A 24,043-nucleotide genomic window follows, 5' to 3' on the forward strand; every position below is an offset into this window, starting at 1 on the left:
TATACGAATGGCAGGCGGGGTATTATTAAAAAAAAGGGGGGGGGGCGGGAGCTGCGGGATAAGGCGGGGTAAACTCGCCCCATAACTGGCTATAGTCCGGGCGGTTCCCATAATACAAAAACCTGTTATTTAAAAGATCGGGCTATAAAAGCCTCAAAGATAATAAATAAAGTTTCTGGATAAATATAAAACATTTCTGCCTGATTTATTTTCCGGGTTTTATACACTTCCCAATTGAAAAGGCATCCCCCAGTTTATCACCGATTCCATGGTAAGTACTACAAGAAGGAGCATAAACAACCGGATTAACTTTCTTTATATCTGGCATTCCCTCGTCATTGAGCACGGAGTCATCTGCTTTAACATCAAGAATCTCACCAATAAATTGTGTGTGTAATCCTATCTCGAAAGTATGAATAAGTTTACATTCCAAAATTAAAGGAAATTCTTCAATGTAAGGCGCATTGACTACATCACTTTTTACGGGTGTAAGACCTGTACTCTTAAATTTATCTTCGGTTTTACCCGTGGCCATCCCTAAATAATCGGCCTCTTTAAGATATTTTTGAGATGGAATGTTCAAAGTGTACGCCCTGCTTTGAACAACACAATTATAGCTGTATGTGGCTTTACGCAATGACACAGTTACACATGGCGGTTTGGAACAACAAATACCACCCCAGGCGGCTGTCATTGCATTGGCATTTCCATCTTTATCATATGTAGCAACAATTAGGACAGGTGCGGGGTAACCTATGGTTTTTGCTCCTATTGACTTTTTCATTTATAATCTCCAGAAAAATAATGATATAATTAATCAACTTCTCTATCAATCGATACTTTTGCACTGTTCTTTCTTCCATAGCCCCTTTTTTCAAGTCCTTTTATTCAAAATTGATACTGTTCAATCAGGGCTCTAACACCATCAGACATTTGATCCAGGTGTTCATCGGTCAGAAGATCATGTCATCTGAGGGATTGATTTTTCTTTTAGTCATGACTCCTCACTCTTTAACTGTAATTGGAGCATCTTTCGTTCCAGCATAAAAAACTATGATATCTGCCGGTTCAGTGCCTTCGTTTTTCCCATAATGCCAGGTATTGACAACTTCAACAATTGGATCGCCTGCCTTTAGGTGCAATGTTTTACCATTCTTTGTCACCACGGTAAGTTCCCCCTTGATCAACACACCAGCGTTAATGACCGGGTGGGTATGCAGCGGCAAGATGCTTCCAGATGGGATAAGAATCCTTAAAATCGTCACTTGGGGTTGTCCCCGGGGATATTGTGGTAAAGTGGTTTTGTCCCAGCTTTCTGTGGCTTTTGTTAAGACACTGACTTGGACATTGGCGTTGGCCAAAGAGGTAGTAACGAATAAGAGCAAAGTTAATTGGAGCACCAAGACAATATTTTTTATTTTCATATCAAGTTTCCCTTTTCAATTTTGTACATTACTTCAATTATCAAAATCTATTTGATAAGTCCCGTCCAACCGCTCCCACATTTCTTCAAGTTTTTTATCCAGGATCTCAACCGTTTCAGGTTATAGCGAATTTGGAATTAAGTTTGTTATTGGTATATTGCACCTGGGAAGGAAGAATTCAAGGGTTTTTGAATTGAGTTAAACAATGTTTTTTGATAATTATGTATTAATCAAATCAATAAATTAGCAGGTATAATTAAATAAGGGAGAAAACAAATGGCAAAACACAACTGCGGCAACTGCAGTTTTAGAGCAAAATATGATAATAATCCAAAATCATTTTTAGGACGAATATGGAGATGGCATACAAATTGGTGCCCTGGTTGGAAACAACATATCACATCGCTACCAACCGAGGAACGAGTTAAACTGGCAAAAAAGTATAAATGAGTAAATTTTGGGTACAAATTTTTTTTAATAAAGTACCAATATAAAAAATTGAAGCGAGCCAGGAGCGGATTTCTGGCTATAAACTCGGTACGAAAAGTTCAAAAAAGACCGTGGACTTCTAATGTGCAGTTATCGCTAAAAAACCAACGCCTGCCTTGTCTTTTGTTCTCAGGTAATTCAACGGAAAAGTTCCGGATCAATGGAGAACCGTTTCATGATCTGCTGTAAGGCCTGCCGGTCCATATGACATTGTTTGGCCGCCCGGGTGATGTTGCCGGTGGTCATGGAAAGCTTGGCACCGATATAATTGTGGTTAAACTCATGGAGTACTTTTTCTTTTGCTTCTCTATATGGCAGCGATGAAATGCTGCTGTCAGGCTCTTTAGAATCATATTTTTTGGGGTCTGCATCCTTTAAGGGTATATCAGACAGGACAATTATATTCTCTTTTGAATAGAGAATTCCCTGGACAAGAACATTTTCAAGCTCCCTTACATTTCCGGGCCATGGCTGCTTCATCAAAAGATCCATTGCCTCTTCGGGAATCGTTTTCAATTCTTTTTTCAACTTTTTACAATGCTTTGCCACAAGGTGTTCGGCAAGGATCGGAATGTCGGTTATTCTGTCTCTTAACGGCGGCAGTTCAATGGGAAGGACATTCAGCCGGTAAAAAAAATCCTCGCGGAATTCATGGTCGGCAATCTTCTGCTTAAGATTTCTGTTGGTGGATGCAATGATCCGCACATCCACTTTTTTGATTTTTGTATCCCCAAGAGGTTTTATTTCCTTTTCCTGGAGTACTCTTAATAATTTTGTCTGGATGGAAGGCCCGATATCCCCGATTTCGTCCAGAAAAATCGTTCCCTTGTCCGCCTCCTGGAAAAGCCCATCCTTGTCCCGGGTGGCATTGGTAAATGCGCCCTGTTTATAACCGAACAATTCACTTTCCAGGATGAGCTCCGGAATGGTCGGGCAGTTGACAGGAATAAACCTTTTATCTTTTCGAGGACTCAAGGCGTGTATGGATCTTGCGGCCAGATCTTTTCCCGTTCCTGATTCTCCTGTGAGCAACACGGTAACATCACTTGATGCAACCAGGCTGATTTGATCAAACACCCTTTGCATGGGTTCACTTTTCCCAATCAAATGTGAGGGCCTGATCTCTTTCTCCTTTAAAAGCCGTTTATTTTCCTTTAACAATAAACTTCTTTCAAGGGCTTTTTGAATTTTAAAAATGATCTCATCCTGTTCAAAGGGTTTGGGGATAAAATCATAGGCCCCCTTTTTAATGGCCTTTACAGCAGACTCGATATTGCCGAAAGCGGTCAACATGACCACTGTCAAATCGGGATAATTTGACCGTATATGCTCAAGCAGTTCAAACCCGTCCATACCTGGCATCCTGATATCACAAATGACCAGGTCAAACTCCTCCTGCTCAAGAATCGACATGGCCATTTTTGCTGAAAACGCCATGGAAATCCTGCAATTAATTTCAGGTTCAAGGGTTCTCTGCAAAAGCCTTGTCATATCTTTTTCATCATCCACTGCAAGAATATTTGCTTTCATTTTTATCCCCCGGTCGCACTTAAGCCATAGTTCTATCGGCAGGAAGGCTGATTGTGAATAACGCTCCCTTTCCTTCGCTGCTTTTTACACGGATATCTCCCTGGTGCCGTTTAATAATACCATATCCGACAGAAAGTCCAAGACCCGTACCCTGACCAACCGGTTTTGTAGTGAAAAACGGATCAAAAATCCTGGATAAATTCTTTTTCCCAATCCCTTTTCCATTATCCTTCACCATAATCAGGATATTGTCCTGGTCTGTTTTCTGAGTGGTAATATCAATATTTCCTTTTCCATCAACTGCGTGACAGGCATTGATTAAAAGATTTACAATCACCTGTCCAAGCTCCTGTTCATTTCCAAGAATATTAAGCCTGTCTCCCGTATAAGGATTCAGCGACATTTCAATATTCCTGAAATCAGAATGGTTGGATAAAAATTTGACCACACCATCAACCACCTTGTTGATGTCAATAATACTCAATTCGGAAGAGCCTTTTCGCGAAAAAGAAAGAAGATCAGATACAACTGTTTTGCAATTCTGTACATGTTTTTCTATAATTTTTAAATCCTCTTTATGTTCGGGCTCCAGTTTTAACAAAAGCTGTGTGTACCCAAGGATAATTCCCAAAGGATTGTTTATTTCATGGGCCACACCGGCAGACAATTCTCCCAACGCGGCAAACTTGTCTGCCTGAGCAATTTGCCGTTCCATCTGCCTTTTTTCATTTATATTCTTGATGATGAAATGATAGGTTTTTGCACATCCGAACGCTCCGTAATCAATGCCGCCGGTCATCAGAACCAGTAAGGATTCATTGTCCGGTTTTAAAAATTCGACTTCCTCATTTAAAATATATTCTTTTGAACCGATCTTGTTACTGATTCTTTCCCATTCGGAAGGATCGGCAAAAAACTTGCCTGCCGTCATTTTTTTCATGATCATTTCGTCGCGAGCATACCCGGTCAATGCGATCCCGGCCGGGTTAATCTCCATGATCTTAAATTCACTGTCCGTGACAATAATAGTATCCAGGGATTGTTCAAATATCCTGCGGCATTTATGCTCACTGCTTGTGAGCCTTTCTGTTCTCTCAACCACTTTATTCTCAAGGGTCTGATTCAGATCTATGAGTTCAATATGGGTATCTTCAAGCTTTTTCCTCCCCGTAAGAATTTTCTCGTTAATCTTCCAGCTCTGGTTGAAAAAAAGGGTGATCAGGCCTACCAGCATAAAAGAAACAGTGTTCACACTTCCTGAAAAGGCACTGATGGAATGCCAGGTGCCTGCATTTGAAGTGAGAACTAAAAACTGTTTTAATATATGACCGAAGGATCTTGATACGGAAAAAATTGTGAGTCCCATACTGATCCATAGCAGATAATGAAAGACTGCGTTATCCGGGTCCATCTCCCGTAATATTTTTGCCTTGTAAAGCGATAGAAGCGAAATCACCACCATGGCTACAGAGCCTACAACATCGACTGCCAGTATGGGAATAAACGAAGCAATCATGGGGTGTCCTTTTTCACCATCATCTGCCTCTGGTCATCAACAAGATTTGAAAGTCCCCTGTAAAGAAGCAGCATGGCAGGCACACATAAAAGGTGATCCAGTTTTAAAATATAATAAAACCAGGCAAGCAGGGATGAATCATTGTTGGTGATGATCCTTATTTTCCCAAAGGATATATTCTCAATTTTTACGGCATTGATCTGGTTATCAAAAAAATGGGCTGCAACGGCATCCAGATTCCAGAGGATAAAAAAGAAGGCCGAGTATTGAATCAGGCGCCAGCCTTTTTGTTTATCCAATCCTTTGCCCGTGATGGTAAAAATAAGGGCCACCATGGAAAAAAGAAAAAAAAGATGTCCCACCTGGTGGGTGATAATCCCTTCCGAATTCGAGTGAAGCTGGGTGGCAGATACATCTATGGGCAGTAAGATCAAACCTGCAATAGTCATTGCCGGGAGGAATTTTAAAAACCAGTTTATGTTATACGGATTCTTTTTTGGCATATCGTTTTTTAAAGACCATTTTTAATACTGCAAAGAGTATAAATGACAAAATAAGACAAATAACAAACCAGAGCAGGGAACCGACATTCGTCTGAGATGAAGACCCAAAAGAAAAGGAAAACACCCATTCTTCTCCAAACCGTTTTAAAAGGGTTTGGGGCGTATATACTTTTGTCACATAGGCAACCATCAACAATATGGGAAGGACATTGCCGATAAAATGCTTTAATATTCCTTCAAAGAAATAATCATAGTAGGCCCTGTTTAACTGGGCCTGGTCGATATTTTTTGCCAGGGCCTTGCCCTTTTCCCTGTCAGGATGCTTCATTGCCTCATCCCGCACACCCTTCCAGTGTTGAAATTCCTTTCCCAGATGGACATATCTTTTGGTCACATAAAATCGTGCTATGATTCTTGTTATAATGACAACTATAAAGGCAAGGAGAAATATCACAACCCCGGGGCCTAAAATCTCAAGGGGAGAAAACAAAGCATCCAAAAACACCACCGTGCTTTGCAAAAAACCATAAATCAGGTCCCACACCCTGTCCAGAAAATCATCCATATACTATCTTCCCTTAAAATAAAACCCGTGGCTGATTCAATCATTATAGAGATTCAGCACACGGGTTTCAAGGTTCATTTACCCTTTGTAAGGGTTATATCCAGATTTCAATCTTAAAAAATCTGAAGAACAAGAAGAACAATGTAACTGCAAGAACAACTTTTAAAGTCATTTCAGAAAACATTTTCTGAGCACGACTGCCAAGCATACCTCCGGCAAAACCACCGATAATAATGGCAATGGCCAGGGTCGTGTCAGGCAGGTATCCGGCCATGAGATATCCAATAAAGGACCCGATACTGGAAAAACAGGTTCCGATCAAGGATATGGGAACTGCCACATACATGGGAAGCCCGGCCAGGGTGGTCATGGCAGGTACTAAAAGGAATCCGCCGCCAATACCAAAGGATCGGGATACGATACCAATAAAAATACCCAGGAATGCAAAAAGCAATGGGTTGATTCTAAATTCTTCACCCCAGAATTTAAACCTGTAATCGGTGAGACCTGATTTTACAGGCTCAATACTGCCCATTTCTGCTGAACGGCCTTCAGCTTTTGCTGCGGCGACCTCTTTATTAAATTTCTGGGTCATGGCCTTAATGCTTTTTCTTTTATTCATGGCCTTAGGGGTCATTTCCATTAAGGTCTTGACTCCCATGATAACAACCAGCACAGCCAGCCATTCTTTATAGGCTTTCATGGGAAGAATGGCAGATACGTATTTACCCAGCCAGATGGAGCCGATAAAAATACCTGCTCCAAAGGAGAGTCCCACGGGCCATGCAACCCGCTTTTCAATCTTGGCATACCGCCAGAAAGATCCTAAGGGGCTAAACAGGGTCAGGGCTATATTGGAGGGTTTTAATACATTGGCTGCATTGATACCCACAGGCCCCATGGTGTTGACAACCAACACCTGGAAGGCTGCCATGAGCATACCACCGGCTGCACCGATCATTGAAAAATAGGTTCCCACGAGAATGGCACCGATAACTATCCATAGGGGGTTCATATACCTGTAAGCTTTGGAGAGCCAGTATCCATTCTTTTCTATTGTGTATTCACCTATTTTTGCATTGTTCACATAGACGTCAAATTTTGTGTTGGGCGGGGTATGCCTGAAGGAGTTAAAGGAGGCTGTAAACTCACCGGTTGCTTTATCCAGTTTTACGGATGTGCCCTTGTCCCAGTAATTGCCGCTTGACTGGTCACCAATGACAGTTTTTGAAAAAATAACTACTTTACCTGTTCTGTTACTTTCTTTAACAATGGTATTGATACCATAACCACTCTCATTAGCATACCTTAAAAAATTCCACTGCTCGTCTGATTTGATGGGGCCCATCATTGTGCGAGCCACAGCATCCACATCATTGAATTTCTTTTTCAGGTAGAACATGGTAGTGCTGTAAATCCCCTGTCCTTTTTTCATAAGAACAGAAGGGCCGCCAAATCTTTTCTTGTCTACTTTGCCGAATTTTTCCGGTACATTGGTAATCATGTAATAAAGGGGTGGAATCTTTGTGTCCTGGGCAAATCCTACCTTTTTGGCATCTTTTTTAAGTCTTTTGATCTCAAAGGCACCATTGGTGTCTTGGGGTGCAAACATTTCAGCTTGGGCAATGGCAAGATACAGATCCTGGCCCGGTGCGATCTTTCCGGTGATTTCGACCACATCCCCTGCCTTATAGGCGGATGCTGATATACCGCCACCGGCAAAAGATCCTGACGCTGTAAATAGTAAAACCAGCGTCATCATAATGAAATGGTAAAAAATTTTCTTCATTTGACTCTCCTTTTTAAAAACATACATGATAATTATAAATTAAAATATCTGACAGCAAGCTTTGCCCCCAGATAACTTGTGATTCCTGATACTGCCATATAAATAATCAAATCATAAATATTAAGTAAAAGTATGTCTCCCATAAACGGCCCGACAAAATTTATAGCAAAATTCACGGCAACAAAGGTAAGTGCCCCTGTGCCAACTCCCAGCACAAATGAAAAAAGAGGAATATTCATAATCCTGTTTTTCAATACTTCCACCAGCCGATAACCTGTCATTAAACCATTAAAGGCAATAAACAGGGGTATAATGAACAAAACTTTATCTGTGGCAATAAATGTTGAACAGAAAACAGCAAGGATCAATGATCCGCCTACACCAATGAAAAGTGATTTTATGGCTGCGATGGTCATTTGTGTATCCTTTCCCTTTCAGTTACGGCCCTGTTTGACATGAGCTTTATGCAGGAGGGACAAAGCTTATGATGTTCCTTGGTATCCGGATGGGTACGGGTGATTTCTCCCACATGCTTGAGAAAATTAGAGGTTGCATACATTTTTGTGCAGCCTTCACACCGTTCCAGGGGCAGTTGTCCGATAATCTCTTCTTTTATGGAAACCGTCCTGACACTGTCCTGGTCAACCACCTTGATAATATTGGTGGGGCAGAGGTTGGCACAGGTTCCGCACCCGATGCAGCAACCCGGGTTTGGTACCACCCTGCTTCCATTAGGCGTTTTCTCCATTTTCAATGCTTTGGCTTTTACGATTTCATTACATACCCGGATACAGAGTCTGCACCGGATACAACCGTTGGGCGGCGGTGTTATGGCAACATTAAATTCCTTTGCAAGGTTCCTGATCCTCAACGAGTCCGGTGCCATCTGCAACAGCTTGTTAAACGCTTGTTCCCGCCTGGCTTTCACCAGTTCCGAATTGGTTTTTACCTTAAGATCTTCTTTAACTTTAATAATACAGGACAGCATCACCACTTGTTTACCTGTGGGGGATACCACTTCAACACCGCAAAGCTTACATGCCCCTGATGGTTTCAGCGCTGGATGGAAACATAAATGGGGTATTTTAATCCCGTTTTCCTTTGCGGCCTGGAGAATGGTCTGATTTTCTCTGGCACTAATTTTCTTATCATCAATGGTAATATCAATCATAGGCTGCATCCTGAAGATCTGAAATATAATCTTTAAGATAATGAAGTTCCTTGTTTAAAACACTGACATGTTTTTTAACAAGATCTTCAAGGCTGAGCATCCCTTTGATTTGTCCATCCAAAACCACTGGCAGGTGGCGGATCTTTGCCTTGATCATCATTCCCATGGCATCCTCAATAGTGTCCTCAGGCTCAGCCACAATGAGTTTTGATGTCATCACTTCCTTTACCAGAATATCTTTAATATCTTTATCAGAAAAAATAATATGGCACCGAACCAGATCCCGTTCCGTAAAAATACCCTGGGATGCATCTTTTTTCATCACCACCAGGGCAGATACATTATAGCCCGACATCAATCTCAGGGCCTGTTCCACTGTCTGGTCCTGCTCTATAGTATGAAAATGACTGGCACACTCTTCCAAACAATCTTTTACCTTCATAATGTCTTTATTCCTTTATTAGGGTTTCCCAATGAGTCTTAAAGAATCCTGGGGCAGCCGATGAGTGCCTTTGCCCTCCAGGCTGACCCTGATCAAAGAATCCGGATCATTGATAGTGGTATCCGGATCAGTTATTAAACCGTGAAGCCCGATAAAGTCATCCATATAAGGCTCCCATGCTTCATCCTGTGATTTTCTATACACCTCGATTCTATCCCCTCTCTGGAATTGCATGATTATTTCCTTTTATTTACTTTAGGTTACAGGCCGCGTTTCAACATTAACCTTTGCACTTAGCTTCCTCTGACAATCATTGCACAAAAGCCTTTTTTCAGTCACTTTTGTGACATTCCCTGTTTTCTGGGAAATAAACTGCAGGTACTCAATAGATGGAAGAACAGCATTACACTCTTCACAATATTGAATATCCTGTTTGTTCAAAATGGTGCCGCAAAGTTTCAGCATCCTTTGACCATCCTCTTCTTCAATGACAATGGCTTTATTTTCACAATTAGCCGCACACGCTCCGCAGGTAATGCATTTTTCACTTGTTGCCCTGAAATCTGTTTCAGACGGGTTATCAAAATCCATATATCCGAATTTAAGCGCATCAATCCCCATTTTATCCCGGCAGATCTCCACACATTTGCCGCATCTTCGACAAATATCGCACCGCAGGCAGCGTCCTGCCTCCCGGCGAACACTTTCTTCATCATACCCAAGTTCTACCTGCTGAAACATGGTACGACGACGATCCACATTCAGCATGGGCATTTCAGGATGCTTAAGGGTCATTTTCCGGCTGGCTGACATTTCAATGGACGTTTCTATATTATATTTGATGGGTAGTTTCGGCATCGTGGGCTGGGGAATATGGTTCAAATAGCGGTCTATAGCCTCTGCCGCTCTTTTCCCGCCGCCAATGGCCTCAATCACGGTTGCAGGGCCGGATACGGCATCTCCTGCTGCAAACACACCCGGCATGGTGGTTTCCATGCTGGCATGATTCACTTCTATGGTACCTCTGCGTGTCCAGTTCATTTGATCAAAGGCTTCCATGCCAGCATCATCTACATATTGACCAATGGCGCTGATGACAGCGTCTACTTTGATAATAAAATCCTTACCCAGTATGGGAACCGGTGCCAGCCTGTCAGATCCTTTTTTCTTGATCAACTCGGCTTTAATACACTCAAGCCCTGTAATGATACCATTTTCACCAACGACTTCTTTGGGAATGGTTAAAAAGGCAAATTCAATGCCTTCTTCTTCTGCCTGCTCAACTTCCTCTATATCCGCCGGCATCTGGGTTCTGGAGCGCCTGTAAGCGATGGTAACCGTCTCAGCTCCAAGCCTTAAACTGGTCCTTGCTGCATCTATGGCAACATTTCCGCCACCGATAACAACTACATGCTTGCCTGGTACATGGTGTTCCCCCAAAGCCACATCCTTTAAAAATTTAACGGCATCAAACACCTTTGGAAACTCTTTTTCTCCTTTAATACCCAAGTCCCAGGATTTATGAGCACCAATGGCAATGAAAAAGGCTTCATATCCCTCCTTTTTCAATTCCTCAAATGTGACATCCTTTCCAAACCGGGTACTATAGGAAAATTCAACTCCAAGATCTTCAATCATAGCCACTTCCCTGTCAATTACTTCCCTTGGCAGGCGATATCTTGGAATTCCCACCATAATCATACCGCCTGGAACGGGCAGAGCCTCGATCACTCTTACACCGTATCCCATCAGCGCAAGATAGTAAGCCGCTGAAAGCCCGCCTGGGCCAGCACCGACAACACAGACTTTTTTCCCGTTAAAATCTTTTTTCTCAGGATTTTTATAGGCCCTGTCCGACATTGCCCTTTCTGCTGCAAAGGCTTTTAAAAATTTAATGGATACCGGTGTATCAATCCGGGCACGGACACACATCATTTCACAGGGTCTTGTGCAGATCAGCCCGCAAACCCATGGCAATGGATTGTCACGCCGGATCACTTCAATTGCCTGGGCATCCTTTCCTTCGGCAATCAGACTCAGGTAAGTCGGGATGTCAATTCCGGCCGGGCAGGCCATCTGGCAGGGTGATGGTGCCAGCTTCCCACAATCGTGGGAAGGGCAGTTCTTTGTTTCAATATGGCTTTGAAAAACTTCCCTGTGCTCCGCTATTTTTGTTTTCAGGAAGTTACCTATTTCAACATTCTGCACCGGACTTGTGTCATAAAAACATTCTTCAATCAGAGAATCAATGGCAGGAAGATGATCCAAACCGCCGGCACCCTCTGCAATCTCTTCTGTCAAATGCAAAATCTGCTCAGAGATTCTCCTCCCCTTAGGATCAGTTAAATATCCCGAACTGATCTGTTCAGAAAGATAAATAACGGTTTTTCGAACCGGACAGGTTTTTTCTGCCATTTTTTCTCCTTGCAATACTAAAAGCTGCTTTTTTCAAGAGAGGCAACTGCTGATGCATGCCGCTCACGGCGAATCTGGGTCGTGTCTTCAACATTCCCGAATTTCAGGCAACCGGTTGTACAGGTGGTCACGCAGGCAGGGTCTAACCCCTCGTCTATTCTATCCATGCAGTAGTCGCACTTTTCCACCTTCCCTGTATCCTGATTCCACTGGGGAGCACCCCAGGGGCAGGCAGAAACACAGGTTTTGCAACCCACACACAGATCTTTATCAACAAAAACAATGCCATCCTTGCTTCTTTTCTGCATAGCCCCCGTGGGACAGGCAGAAACACACCATGGGTTTTCACAATGAAAGCAGGGCATGAAAATAAATGACATTTTCGGCAGCCCGTTAATAAATTTTGGACCCACTTGGATGATCTGGCATAATTTCGGCCCTATGGGGAGATTCTTGTTGGACTTGCACTGGATTTCACAGGCATGACATCCAATACATTTTTTAATGTCCTGGAATAGATAATATTTACTCATTCAAAGCCTCCGACCTTATATATAATTTAGTATCTGATTTGTACCTTTTTATTACTATCAGACTCATTGTCCTGATTTTCCTTTAATCAAAGGGGTTTGACCGTTACAAAGGTCTCATGAAATGCAGGACTTCCTCCGACCTTGTCATATACATTTTCCTGAAGCACTGCATCGGAAAGCCCTTTATTAAATGATCTTTTTGCCCTGGCGGCCTCATGTCCGTATCCATGGAGCATAAAAACCGCTTCAGGATGGATCAGATCTGTAACAAAGGCTTTTATCTGGCCCTTTCCAACTGGTGAAGACACTTCAACAACAGCATTATTTTTAATCCCCAGTTCATCTGCCTTGGCTGTATTAATCCACAAAATATTTTCACTCTCCAGTTCGTTCAGATAGGGAACATTCTGGGTAGACACATGGGTGTGGATAGCCGAACGTCCCACCACCAGACGAAATTTACCGTCCTCGGGCTGTGGAATCGCTTCATATGCAGGAAAAGATTCAAACCCGACATCTTCAAGCAGGGAGGATTTAAATTCTATTTTACCTGAAGGGGTTTTAAAAGGAATATTATCCCTGTCCCAGAAAATCTGATCAGACCCATAGGCCACAAATCCCTTTTTCTCAAAATCTTTCCTGGTGAAACCAGTGCCTTCAAGCTGCCAGTCGACCAGGTCTTCCATGGTTTCGTATGGAAAATAATCGCCTATTCCCAGCTTTTCACCAATCTTTTTCAAAATTACAGCGCCATCCATGGTATCGTATCGCGGCTCAACTGCTTTTGTCCTCAGAAACATCTGGGGTTTAAGCCCGTTCATCTGCTGGATACAGTCAGTCCTCTCAAGATAAGTGGATTCCGGCAGAATCACATCTGAATACCAGGCAATATCAGAATAGTTAATGTCAATGGCGACAATTAGATCCAGCTTCTCCAGCGCTTTTTTGGTCTGGTTTGTATCGGCAATGGACATAAGCGGATCAAGACGATAGGCAATCAATGCCTTCAAAGGGTAAGGATCTTCATTTAAGATTGCATAGGGCAGAATTTGTCCAACCCCATGACTGGGATCTGGCAAAGGAAAATCCTTAGTACCAACTTTATCAAATCTTGGTACATCAATCTTTGGAAAATCCTGGCTGACAAGTTTTCTGGCAGCCTTTCCACCAACCTCTCCCGGACCCTTTTTAAAGAAAATTCCGCCTTTTGCTTCCACGCTGCCCATTAAGGCATTGAGCATCAGCATAGACCGGCGCATATAAATTTCATTGGTCTGATTGGCCCCTCGATATCCATAATGGAAAATCACAGCGGGTTTAACCTGGCTGACTTCCCTTGCTAGACTGACAATCTCTTCTGCGGGAATTCCGGTCTCTTCCTGCGCCCATTCAGGTGTATAGGTTTCAACAAAGTCCTGAAGTTCGTTCAGGCCATGAACCCATTTTGAAACAAATTCCGCATCATAAAGCCTTTCCTTTAAAATGACATGCATGAGGGCATAATTTAAGGCCAGATCGGTTCCCGGCCGGATCATCCAGTACCGGTGAGCCTTGGAAGCCGTGACATTTACCCTGGGATCGATATAGGTCAGCTTTGCACCCTTTTCCATTGCATTCATCAGGGTGTTGACTTCTTTTACTGCCAGGGACTCAAAGAGATTCCTGCCGTAAAGAACAATATGTTTTGTGTTCCCATAATTGATTCCCATCTGACCGTCTGTATAGCCGAATAAAGAACGACAGGCTGTGTTGACAGACCCCTTGCACAGGGCATCATGGGTAAAATGATTTGGGGATTTTAGTGCCTTTAAAAAGGTTTTGCTGACATGGGTTGAAAGCTGAGCCCTCTCACACAGGACAACACTGTGACCGCCGTTTTTATCAATAATTTCTTTAAGCTGGGTTGCGACATAATCAATTGCCTCATCCCAGGAAGCCTTTCTCCAATTCCCGGACCCGCGTTCACCGACCCTGATGAGCGGGGATTGTAGTCTCTGATCATCATAGAGCAGGGATTTACCTGCTGATCCTCTGGGACACAGACTGCCGTCTATACCGGCTACATGTTGATTTCCTTCTATCCAGTCTACATGTCCGTCCTTTACCTTAACCTTAATAGGACACCTGACAGAACACATGAAACACAAACTGAAAACATCTTTATCCATAATTTATTGCCTCCTTTAGCAAATTTTTATTTTGCAACCTCTTATTCCTTTATAGCCATAAGCGTGCCATTTTTTTTAATCCTGCAAAACAAGAGCTCAATCAAAAAGCCAACTATTTGAAATTTAATAAAATATTGTTGTTCGTAATGATTAAAAAATTATGAAGTACGCGTATTTGGGGTGTACATTGAACATTTCTCGTTTTTTGGCCTAATTTTTTCCAAATACCTGAAACCCCTTTCTCAACAAGGGTTTTCCTAATTTAAAGATAAAAATGTCATAAAAATATGGCGCAATAAAAATATGGCACTGCATTTTTTTTATTGCTCCGATGAATACAAAATCCTGTTTGTATTCTTTTGTTTTCAATGCTACCTTTAAAATATCTTTAAGAGACAGACTTAAACCAATGAGCCATAACAGTTTATAGATCATGCTGATTAAAAATTTATTCAGATACTGGACATACCAGGTATTTTCTCCGGGAACTATTTTGAGGGAAAAATACGAATCATTTAAGGCTTTGCTGGAATATGACAAGGCTGCCCATGAGTTTATGGCAACCCTGGAGGATATCTATTATACCCAAAAAAAATGTGACTTTCAGGCTGTCGTAAAAACCTATGAGGACTTTGCCGCTGCGGTTTCAAAAATGATTGAAGAACTTTTAAAAATGTGCCCGTCGAGCTATTGGAGCCTAAAAGACTATTTTAAGAAATTTGATTTTTATATCCGGTTCATGCTTGCCCCGCAGGAGTTTGAATTTTCACCACCATTTACCATCGGGTTTGATAAAATCTCATCATTTAATGAAACTGTTACAGGCAGAAAGGCATTCTCCCTGTCTTGTCTGAATAATGAACTCCACCTGCCCGCACCCGATGGTTTTGTGATCACAACCAATGCCTTTCATTATTTCTTAGAAACCAATGACTTACGAGAACCCATTAATGAAAAACTGGCCCATCTTGATATCAGCGACTCCTCCTCTTTGGAACGGACAGCCCGTAAAATTGAACAATTAATATTAAATGCAACGGTACCCGAGAATATTGATGTCGCTGTAACGAGTGCCATAAACTCCCTTGGGCAGGACAATAAGATCAATTTCAGGGTTGCACTTCGAAGCAGCGCTGTTAAAGAGGATGGAAAAACTTCCTTTGCCGGTCAGTATCAAACCCTGTTAAATATAAATAAAGAAGATGTTTTAAACGGATATAAACAGGTCATTGCCGGCAAATATTCTGCCAGGGCACTCTTTTACAGGGTCAGTCACGGGATACTGGACGATGAAACCCCCATGGCTGTCCTGGTCCTTGAAATGATTGATTCAAAAACATCCGGTGTGATGTATACCCGGGATATTGAAGACCCGCTTTCTGACAATTTATTAATCCATTCAGTCTGGGGACAGGGCGAACTGCTCGTGGAAGGGGAAGCATCACCGGATGTTATCAGAGTATCAAAAAAAAATCCTGTTACTATTGTCAGCACAAAAATCGCAACCAAACTAAAACAGATGGTTTTAGAGCCGAAGACTCAAACCCGAACCGTTGATACAGGTCAAGACAAAAAAAATCTGCTTTCCCTTGACGCACCGTCTATTTTAACCCTCGCAAGATGGGGTGTTTCCCTGGAGACTCATTTTAATCAGCCACAGGATATTGAATGGAGCCAGGATAAATCCGGCAAGCTTTTTATCCTCCAGTCCAGGCCGTTGAACATCCATCCAGGTGCGATCCAAAACAACGAAAAACAGGTCCGGACCACGGAAAATAAAATTATTAATACAATTATTTGTTCAGGGGGAGAGATTGTCTCTCCGGGAACCGGGTCAGGTCCTGTCTACAGACTTGAACACTTATCGCAGATAAATCATATTCCCGATGGATCAGTGGTTGTGGTCAGACATGCACTGCCTCAATTTGTTACAGCAATAAATAAAATGAATGCGATTATTATTGGCACTGGAAGCCGTGCCAGCCATTTTTCATCCATTGCCAGGGAATTTGGGATTCCGGCCATTGTCAACGTAAACAATGGTTTTCATGATCTTATCCAGGGAAACCGGGTAACTGTGGATGCTGACAAAGGCATTGTATACGAGGGAACTGCAAAATCGTTATTGAAAAGGGCCGCACCAAAAGAGGATTTTTTTATGGGCAGCTCTTTTATGGCTAAGCTACGGTATGTGATTAATTTTTCAGCCAAATTAAAACTTACAAATCCTGACTCCAGCTCTTTTGTCCCGGAAGCATGCAGATCTCTTCATGATATTATCCGGTTTATCCATGAAACTGCTGTGAAAGAAATGTTTTTAATCGGGGATAGGAAAGGCGGCAGGAAAAAAGGGGCAAAAAAACTCATCTCCAATATCCCTATGCTCTTTTATGTCCTTGATGTGGGCCAGGGAATCAAAGATGAACAGATGAATGAAAAAATTTTAAGGCCAGAAGATATTGCCTGCGTTCCCATGAAAGCCGTATTAAAAGGGCTTTCTAACCCTGGGATATGCTGGTCTGAAACCACCCATTTTGACTGGGAGGAATATGACAGAATTGTCATGGCCGGAGGCATCATCAGTGCAGATTCCTCTATGTTTGGAAGCTATGCGGTTCTGTCAAAAGAATATTTGAATGTAAACCTCAGATTTGGATATCATTTTGTCATTCTGGATACCATCTGCTCTTCTTCAAAAGAAGATAATTATATCCTTTTCAGGTTTTCCGGTGGCGGCGGCAGTCCTGTTGGAAGATTTCTCAGAGCCAATTTTATTAAAGAAATTTTAACACGACTCGGATTTATGGTCGAAATCAAATCAGATCTTATTGATGCAGAGTTCAAGCACGGTTCGTTAAAAACCATGAAAGAAACACTGGATATGACAGGGCGACTTTTGGGTGCAACGAAACTCATGGATATGTCTCTTAAAGAAAATACGGAATTAGAATTTTTGATAGATGATTTTATGAACGGTCGGTATGATTTCAGGTCGGCTGTTGATAAAGGATTATAAATATGAACGGCCATAAAATTTGAAAGAAGGCCCAATGTCCCAATACCCCATAACATGGATCACAGACAGCCTTGCTGTCGGATATGCCCCCATGTCATATGCCCAGCTTGATTCCATAAAAGCCCTGGGGATTGATGGCATTGTAAATCTCTGCGCTGAATTCAGCGACCTTCACGGCCTTGAAGAATCCTCAGGATTTGAAGTATATTACCTTCCCATATGGGATGAGGATATTCCCGAAATGGAAGACATGGAAACGGCTCTGGCCTGGCTCGATGAAGCCATTTACCTTGGAAAAAAAGTACTGGTCCATTGTCGGCACGGGATTGGAAGAACCGGAACCTTTGTCACCTCCTATATGATTCGCAGGGGCCTTTCGCTCAAAGCGGCTTCAAAAAAATTAAAAGCCTCAAATGCGAATCCTTCCAATTACGGTCAATGGAAACTATTAAAAAAGTATGGTAAAAAATCAGGCATCCTCAAAATCAGGGAGCCCTCCTTAGAGATTAAAAACAGGGTGGATCTAAGTCTTTTTTTTTCTGATTATGAATCTTTGATCAAAAACATTGATAAAGAAGTTAAAAATCGACCCAAAAGAGACCATATCCAATGTGGCAAGACAGAGCATAAATGCTGTTTTGAAATTTTTAATCTTCAACTGATAGAAGTCATTTACCTCCACTCAAAAATGAACAAACATTTTACATCAGCTCAAAGAAAAACGTTAATAAAAAAGGCCGCTGAGGCATCTAAAAACGGAAACATGTTATGCCCGTTCAATGATGGTTCAGGTTGCGGGGCATACGAATTAAGACCGGCAAGATGCCGAATTTATGGGATACTTGAGTTTTCAGCAGACAGACATGAGATCCAGGATATGCTTTTTGAACTTTCCCAAACCGTATTCTTAGCCTTTTCAGGAAAATTCCTGCCAGATACTGATTTTACGTTTTCTGTGGCTGATACAATTTCAGGAAAATTTGTTCAAAAATACTTCCATTATATGTCCGGCCATTGAAAAAAAAGCCTGATTTTATAAATTCTTAAGGACTTGCGCCACCTTGTCTTCCAGTTCATCTTTATCAATGGGTTTCACACAGTATTCACTGGCACCCAGCTTTAAACACTCCCTGGCAGTCTCTATGGTGGGATAGCCTGTCAGCATGATCACCCGAATTGACGGTGACCTTTTTTTCAATTCTTCCAGAACCTCAACTCCACTCATCTTTTTTAACTTGATATCCAGAATAGCCAGGTCAACCTCATTGGATTCCACAAACCCGATGGCATCTTCTTCTTCCGTAAAAGGAATAACTGTATGCCCTTTTCTCTCAAGAATCCGTTTAATCAGGTTGGCTGCATCCAGTACATCATCCAGTGCGAGAATGTTAGCCATTTAATTCTCCCTTTTTCATATTTAAACCAGAGGGCAATACAACAATAAATTGTGTTCCCTGTTCTTTTTTCTTTCTTGGTAACGGAGGAGAAAAAACTTCAATAGTTCCGTTATGATCTTTTATAATACCAAATGTGACTGATAACCCGAGTCCGGTTCCTTTATCCGGAGCCTTGGTGGTGTAAAACGGTTCAAAGACCTTGCTTATATTTTCTTTAGCAATTCCTATACCTGTATCTGATACGGATATTTTTATCTCATTTTCTGTCTTCCCGGGCCCAGTGCTGATACAGATGCTGCCATTTTCTTCAATGGCATCAAAGGCATTATTCAAAAGATTGATAAATACCTGTTTCAGTTTCTCCTTATCCCCTTTCATCAATAAAGATTCTTTGTGATACTCATGTTTAACCATAACATGATTCAGGTTGAATGTATGTTCAACCACACCTAAGACTTCTCCAATGGCTTCATTAATATTAAATACAGTTATAATACTTTCTCTGGAGTGGGAAAAATTTAAAAGATCAGCAACAATCTTGGAACAAATTTTTATCTGCTTAACAATGGTTGCTACATCTTCATAAATTTGCCCGTCCTTTCCAACATCTTCCAACAAAAGTTGAGCATATCCAAGGATAATACCAAGGGGCGTGTTGATCTCATGGGCGACTCCGGCGGCCAGACGTCCGACAGATTCCATCTTCTGGGCCTGGGTAAGCTGTTCCTGAACGGCTTTAAGCTGTGTAATATCCCTGCCGCTGCATACAAGCCCCCTTACCCGGTCTTTTGCTTCCGAAACAGGAATTTTTACCACATGCAGCCACTTTGGTCCTTTTGATCCAGGCACTCTATTTTCTTTAACAAGGGGAGTTCCTGTTTCAAGAATGCTTTTGTCCTCTTGGTTATAGAGCTCCGCCTGGTTTCCGGAAAACAAATCATCGTTTCCCCTGCCGACAATGTCTTCTTTATTTTTATTCAACATTTCACAAAAGGCCCTGTTGACCGAGACATACCGACCTTCCTGATCCTGCAGGGATATGAAATCCGGTATTGCATCCAAAATCATCTGGAGCAGGGCTTTTTGTTCATTCAAAATACTTTCAGCATTTTTCAGATCAGACAGGTTACCTTTCAAAGACAGGGTCATGGCATCAAAGCTTTCTGCCAGGCTCTGAATTTCATCTCCTGAACATTGTTTGTAAATCTGACATTGCTGGCAGGAGTCAATTTTTTTGGCGTATTTTCTCTCAATACAGTCCGGGCAAAGGGTTCCGGCCAAATACCAGCATCGATGATGAAAATTCTTATATGCCGGGCATTCTTTCTGATGGCACTGCATAATTTCCCAGCAATTTTTTTTCAACATCGGAGCAGCTCTGACATCAAGATTTCCCCGCAATGCCTGCTCTGATGAGTCATGTAATTTTTTAATACTTTTTGTCACAGGATTGAGCAGCAGGGATCCGACGAAACCTGCAATGAGTATCGCTAAAATTATGGTTACAACCACAGAAATTATAATTTTATTAACCGCTTTTTCAGCTCGTGTTCGAAAAAGACCCAGTCTCAGTGTTCCCAATCGATTGTCATTAATAAAAACAGGGATCGCATAATCATAAATAAATTGACCCCCGATATCCAGAAGCTGTATAGATCCTTTCTGGTTGTTCAAAACAGTGTTTGCCATCTTGAGCTCTACTGGAAACCCATGTTTGAACGTATGGATGAGAGGGTTCTCTTCCTCATCCAGAACAAAGGTATAAAAAATATCATCGCCCAGTTGTACGGTTTCATCCACCAGGACTTTCATTCTTAAAAAATCCATGACAAGTATGGGTTCCACCATACGGGCGGAAAGGCTTATTCCTATTGAAATCCCCCGGTTTTTTAATTCTTCCAGCATGGATCCTTTTACGACATGGCTGACCCAGAAAAAAATGACAAGTCCCTGGATCAGGAGCAGAGAAAAAAAACCCAAATATATTTTACCACGAAATCCCAACTTCATTTATTCATGTCATCCCTTATTCATCAAGACTTATGCCCACCCTGGCAGCCAATTGCCTCACAGAGTCGAAATCTGAATCAACAGACGCTATCACCTTAATAAAATCGGCGGCCTCTAATATTTCACGATGATCCTTACGATTAAAATCAAGTTTTTCAAAGGCCTTTTTTAATTTTTCCACAATTTTTTTATCCAGGTTTTTCCTGGCAGCATACATCCATCCCGGATATGAATCAGACATTGAAATGATCCGTATTTTATTGATATCAATTCTATCTGCCACCACATCCAGGGAACCTTCCCTGATGGTTCCAATATCATATTTCCCGGCATAAACGGAAAGGATAACCTTTTCCTGCTTTCCTCCGGGACCCGGTGCAAAGGCAATCTCTTTAAAATCCATTTTTGTAATGCCATGGTCCATGAAATGGCCCAGGGGATAGAGATATCCGCCTGCTGATGTTGAATCCACGGCAATCCATCTTTTGTGGCGACAATCAGACAGGCTCTGGATGGATGAATTATCAGTCCTGCAGATAATCTGCCCTCTGAACTTATCTTTACCCGTCATTTCCACAATTCTGGCAAAGGCCTTTGCTCCATATCGATGGGCAATTTTTACATAAACAGCTGGATTGGAAAAGGAAATATCAATTTTTTTCTGGCCTACCATTTTCATGTGCTCGTCAAATGTATCCGGAAATATCTGCTTGATATTCAGCCCTGTCTCTTTTCGTAAATACTGAATAAGAGAATGATGACGGGTGTGAGATATAGTATGGGAATATTGGGGAAGATAAGCATAAGTGATGACACCAGGTTCCTCTTTAAATATCACCTGTTCCTTTATAGTTAAGTCCACTTTAATGGCAGATTCATTTTCTCCACATCCGGGAAATAATAAAAAGCAAAGCAAAATCATCCATCCATATTTCACTTTTCTTTCTCCTTTATATTTTATTACCCTGTTTCTATCGCAGCCTGACCATACCATATAGATAATGTTTTAGCTAAAAATATTTCTACCCGATACTGAGCCATAACCCATAGGTCAAGCCTGAGATAATAGTACAGATGGATATAGCGGCCACTGCAAAATCAGGGTCACCCCCGATCTCTTTTGCCATGATATAGGTAAGAGTTGCCGTTGGAGAAGAAAGGATGATCAATCCAGGAAGATAATCGTCTGGATGAACAGATAAAAGCTTAAACAATAAAAACCCAATGGCAGGTGCAACCATGACCTTTAAAAAACTGGCTGCCATCACGTTTAAAAACCGGGGCTTTAATTTTTCAAAGGAAAGAGACGCACCGATAATCAGCAACGCCAGGGGCAACGCCATACCCCTTAAAATATCCAGGGCCCTGTCAAGGATGAGGGGCATTGTTAAATTGGAAACAGAGAATAAAATGCCCGCCATGGCGGACAATATCACAGGGTTGGCCATGGTTTTTTTTAAGGTATCAAACATCTTTGGACGGCCTGTATTCTCCCCGCTGTAGTATTGCAGAAAAATGACGGCCAGGATATTTTGAAGTATCATCACAAACCCTGCTATAATAGCCGCTTTTACAAATCCACTGTCTCCCAGATAATAGAATGCAACGGCAAGACCGATATAGCCAAGGTTCCCGTGAAATGAACATTGGATAAACGAGCCTCTTGATGGTCCTGTCATTTTTAAATACCAGGCCGCCCCAAAGGCAAGGGCAGAGATTGTCAGCACGGAAAAAAGTGTGATGATAATCACTTCAAAATGCATCTGGGTGCTTAGGGAGGCTTTTGAAATAGAACTGAAAATCATGGCCGGAATGGCAATATAGTATACCAGACGGTTGGCCTGATTTAAAAAATCGGGTGTGATAAACTTTTTTTGTTTTGCAAATAATCCTAAAAAAATAATGATAAATATTGGAATAATGGTTGAAAAAATATTCATATGAAAGATTGATCCTTTGTCTGCCACCATCCAATAGTCGTGCCCGCTCTCTGGAATTCTATATTTTCTTTTAATTCAATCTGCCGTATCCAGTCTGCCAGTCCTGAAGCATGATGAATGATCAACGGTGTGCTGTGGTTGGGTAAAATATCCAGGGAGAGTTGATACATGCTGATGGTTTTATTGATCTCATGGGAAATCTCCTGGTTGTCCCAGGGGGTTGGATGGATAAACCCGTGATTGGCCCCTTCTTCTTTCAGGTAGCCGAAATGGGCGGGGTATTTAGGTTTTAATTGCCTTATTGCCTGAATGGCATCCAGGTTTGTCTGTTTATCAAGGCCTTTGTTAAGGTTCTTTAAAATAGTATCATCAAAAGACTCAAATCCAATGGAAGACAATAGAATCCGAACATTCTTTTTTGCGGCGATTTCTAAAGCCTCTTCCAGAAGTTTCAAGCCTTTCAGGAGATAATCCGCCCGCAGAGTAAGATTGATCTGGGACAATTCACCAGACTGTTCATCTGACAGCTCATCCGCCAGCTCAAAGATTCTTGCAAGCTTGGACAACGGACTTTCGTTAATCAGCTCAAAAGGTATTTTCCTGCCGTCGGGACTTTCTGGCAAACACAATAATTGTTCTTTTATTGCCGTCTCATTCACCCCGCCCATGTATCCTTTATCCACTGCTACATCGCAGAAACTGCATCCTTTCTGACAAATGGTTACAAAAGAAGTCTGAGAGCTTTTTTTTTGCAGTCCCCATGGATAATCAATAGGAATTTGCCTTTTTTGAACTGCATGCTGACATCCGATCTGTTGCAATACCTGCGCCGTTGTAATGGTTAAAGGCTCAAAAACCGTATCCTTCAGGACGTGGAGTGTTTGCCAGTCCACTTTTGAAAGAAAGGCATCCTCCCAGGGGACGGGTGAGGTTTCAATAATTTGGCCCTGCTCATCCTTACATAAAATCCCTTCAAATTTTGACAGATCTCTATCAAAGCCTGATGCCAGAACCGGAATGATCTGCTGGGCAGGACCGTGGAGAGCAAAAGAAAAATGATCAGACAATCCTTTAAACCGATGGGGATATGTCTGCCACTCAATTTCCCCTTTATAATCCGGTCCTGCCTGGGGAC

General features: G+C 41.9%; 21 protein-coding genes. 2 read left to right on the forward strand and 19 right to left on the reverse strand.

The window, feature by feature from the left end; genetic code table 11:
* Nucleotides 1-205: 205 nt before the first annotated feature.
* From QAI40_RS11135 to QAI40_RS11200, 14 genes are all read right to left on the reverse strand, one after another.
* The gene (locus QAI40_RS11135; RefSeq protein WP_299981763.1) at nucleotides 206-784 is read right to left on the reverse strand and encodes a flavin reductase family protein; all 579 of its coding nucleotides are present in this window, start codon (nucleotides 782-784) and stop codon (nucleotides 206-208) included.
* 220 nt (nucleotides 785-1,004) lie between these two features.
* Nucleotides 1,005-1,424 carry a cupin domain-containing protein gene (locus QAI40_RS11140; protein ID WP_299981760.1) on the reverse strand — a complete coding sequence of 140 codons (420 nt, stop codon included), beginning with the start codon at nucleotides 1,422-1,424 and terminating at the stop codon, nucleotides 1,005-1,007.
* A 627-nt stretch (nucleotides 1,425-2,051) separates the two neighbouring features.
* Complete coding sequence (locus tag QAI40_RS11145) at nucleotides 2,052-3,443, reverse strand: sigma-54-dependent transcriptional regulator (RefSeq protein ID WP_299981758.1); 1,392 nt, start codon at nucleotides 3,441-3,443, stop codon at nucleotides 2,052-2,054.
* A gap of 19 nt (nucleotides 3,444-3,462) precedes the next feature.
* Nucleotides 3,463-4,959, reverse strand: a complete 1,497-nt coding sequence (locus QAI40_RS11150; protein ID WP_299981755.1) for a PAS domain-containing sensor histidine kinase — start codon at nucleotides 4,957-4,959, stop codon at nucleotides 3,463-3,465.
* The gene (locus QAI40_RS11155) at nucleotides 4,956-5,462 is read right to left on the reverse strand and encodes a hypothetical protein (RefSeq protein WP_299981752.1); all 507 of its coding nucleotides are present in this window, start codon (nucleotides 5,460-5,462) and stop codon (nucleotides 4,956-4,958) included. The genes QAI40_RS11150 and QAI40_RS11155 overlap by 4 nt, the downstream gene beginning before the upstream one ends.
* The gene (locus tag QAI40_RS11160; RefSeq protein ID WP_299981749.1) at nucleotides 5,440-6,027 is read right to left on the reverse strand and encodes a hypothetical protein; all 588 of its coding nucleotides are present in this window, start codon (nucleotides 6,025-6,027) and stop codon (nucleotides 5,440-5,442) included. The genes QAI40_RS11155 and QAI40_RS11160 overlap by 23 nt, the downstream gene beginning before the upstream one ends.
* A 94-nt stretch (nucleotides 6,028-6,121) precedes the next feature.
* Nucleotides 6,122-7,816 carry a sulfite exporter TauE/SafE family protein gene (locus tag QAI40_RS11165; protein ID WP_299981746.1) on the reverse strand — a complete coding sequence of 565 codons (1,695 nt, stop codon included), beginning with the start codon at nucleotides 7,814-7,816 and terminating at the stop codon, nucleotides 6,122-6,124.
* Nucleotides 7,817-7,848: 32 nt separating this feature from the next.
* Nucleotides 7,849-8,232 carry a hypothetical protein gene (locus tag QAI40_RS11170; RefSeq protein WP_299981744.1) on the reverse strand — a complete coding sequence of 128 codons (384 nt, stop codon included), beginning with the start codon at nucleotides 8,230-8,232 and terminating at the stop codon, nucleotides 7,849-7,851.
* Nucleotides 8,229-8,987, reverse strand: a complete 759-nt coding sequence (locus QAI40_RS11175; RefSeq protein ID WP_299981741.1) for a 2Fe-2S iron-sulfur cluster-binding protein — start codon at nucleotides 8,985-8,987, stop codon at nucleotides 8,229-8,231. The genes QAI40_RS11170 and QAI40_RS11175 overlap by 4 nt, the downstream gene beginning before the upstream one ends.
* Nucleotides 8,980-9,429 (reverse strand): CBS domain-containing protein, encoded by a 450-nt coding sequence (locus tag QAI40_RS11180; RefSeq protein WP_299981738.1) that lies wholly within the window; start codon nucleotides 9,427-9,429, stop codon nucleotides 8,980-8,982. The genes QAI40_RS11175 and QAI40_RS11180 overlap by 8 nt, the downstream gene beginning before the upstream one ends.
* 18 nt (nucleotides 9,430-9,447) lie before the next feature.
* On the reverse strand, nucleotides 9,448-9,663 hold the full coding sequence (locus QAI40_RS11185; protein ID WP_299981735.1) for a hypothetical protein: 216 nt from the start codon (nucleotides 9,661-9,663) through the stop codon (nucleotides 9,448-9,450).
* 21 nt (nucleotides 9,664-9,684) lie between these two features.
* Complete coding sequence (locus QAI40_RS11190) at nucleotides 9,685-11,844, reverse strand: NAD(P)-binding protein (RefSeq protein WP_299981733.1); 2,160 nt, start codon at nucleotides 11,842-11,844, stop codon at nucleotides 9,685-9,687.
* Between the two features lie 17 nt (nucleotides 11,845-11,861).
* On the reverse strand, nucleotides 11,862-12,377 hold the full coding sequence (locus QAI40_RS11195; protein ID WP_299981730.1) for a 4Fe-4S dicluster domain-containing protein: 516 nt from the start codon (nucleotides 12,375-12,377) through the stop codon (nucleotides 11,862-11,864).
* Nucleotides 12,378-12,463: 86 nt separating this feature from the next.
* Complete coding sequence (locus QAI40_RS11200) at nucleotides 12,464-14,545, reverse strand: molybdopterin-dependent oxidoreductase (protein ID WP_299981727.1); 2,082 nt, start codon at nucleotides 14,543-14,545, stop codon at nucleotides 12,464-12,466.
* 433 nt (nucleotides 14,546-14,978) lie between these two features.
* Between QAI40_RS11200 and QAI40_RS11205 the strand changes: the two genes are divergently transcribed.
* On the forward strand, nucleotides 14,979-17,561 hold the full coding sequence (locus QAI40_RS11205) for a PEP/pyruvate-binding domain-containing protein (protein WP_299981725.1): 2,583 nt from the start codon (nucleotides 14,979-14,981) through the stop codon (nucleotides 17,559-17,561).
* Between the two features lie 34 nt (nucleotides 17,562-17,595).
* Complete coding sequence (locus QAI40_RS11210) at nucleotides 17,596-18,579, forward strand: protein-tyrosine phosphatase family protein (RefSeq protein ID WP_299981723.1); 984 nt, start codon at nucleotides 17,596-17,598, stop codon at nucleotides 18,577-18,579.
* Between the two features lie 15 nt (nucleotides 18,580-18,594).
* Here QAI40_RS11210 and QAI40_RS11215 read toward each other — a convergent pair whose 3' ends face one another.
* The 5 genes from QAI40_RS11215 to QAI40_RS11235 all read right to left on the reverse strand — a co-directional run.
* A complete protein-coding gene (locus QAI40_RS11215) occupies nucleotides 18,595-18,957 on the reverse strand; it encodes a response regulator (RefSeq protein ID WP_299981720.1) in 363 nt (120 codons plus the stop codon).
* A complete protein-coding gene (locus QAI40_RS11220; protein ID WP_304511637.1) occupies nucleotides 18,950-20,968 on the reverse strand; it encodes an ATP-binding protein in 2,019 nt (672 codons plus the stop codon). Before QAI40_RS11220 ends, QAI40_RS11215 begins: the two co-directional genes overlap by 8 nt.
* Nucleotides 20,969-20,984: 16 nt before the next feature.
* Nucleotides 20,985-21,905, reverse strand: coding sequence for a phosphate/phosphite/phosphonate ABC transporter substrate-binding protein (locus QAI40_RS11225; RefSeq protein WP_299981711.1), 921 nt, complete (start codon nucleotides 21,903-21,905; stop codon nucleotides 20,985-20,987).
* An 85-nt stretch (nucleotides 21,906-21,990) separates the two neighbouring features.
* Entirely contained in the window at nucleotides 21,991-22,908 is a 918-nt protein-coding gene (locus tag QAI40_RS11230; protein ID WP_299981708.1) for an AEC family transporter, read from the reverse strand.
* Nucleotides 22,905-24,043, reverse strand: a 1,139-nt coding sequence (locus QAI40_RS11235; protein WP_299981705.1) for a hypothetical protein, incomplete at its 5' end; no start/stop codon positions are given. The genes QAI40_RS11230 and QAI40_RS11235, both read right to left, overlap by 4 nt.

This window comes from Desulfobacula sp. (assembly GCF_030611305.1).
In the GTDB taxonomy this organism is placed as follows: domain Bacteria; phylum Desulfobacterota; class Desulfobacteria; order Desulfobacterales; family Desulfobacteraceae; genus Desulfobacula.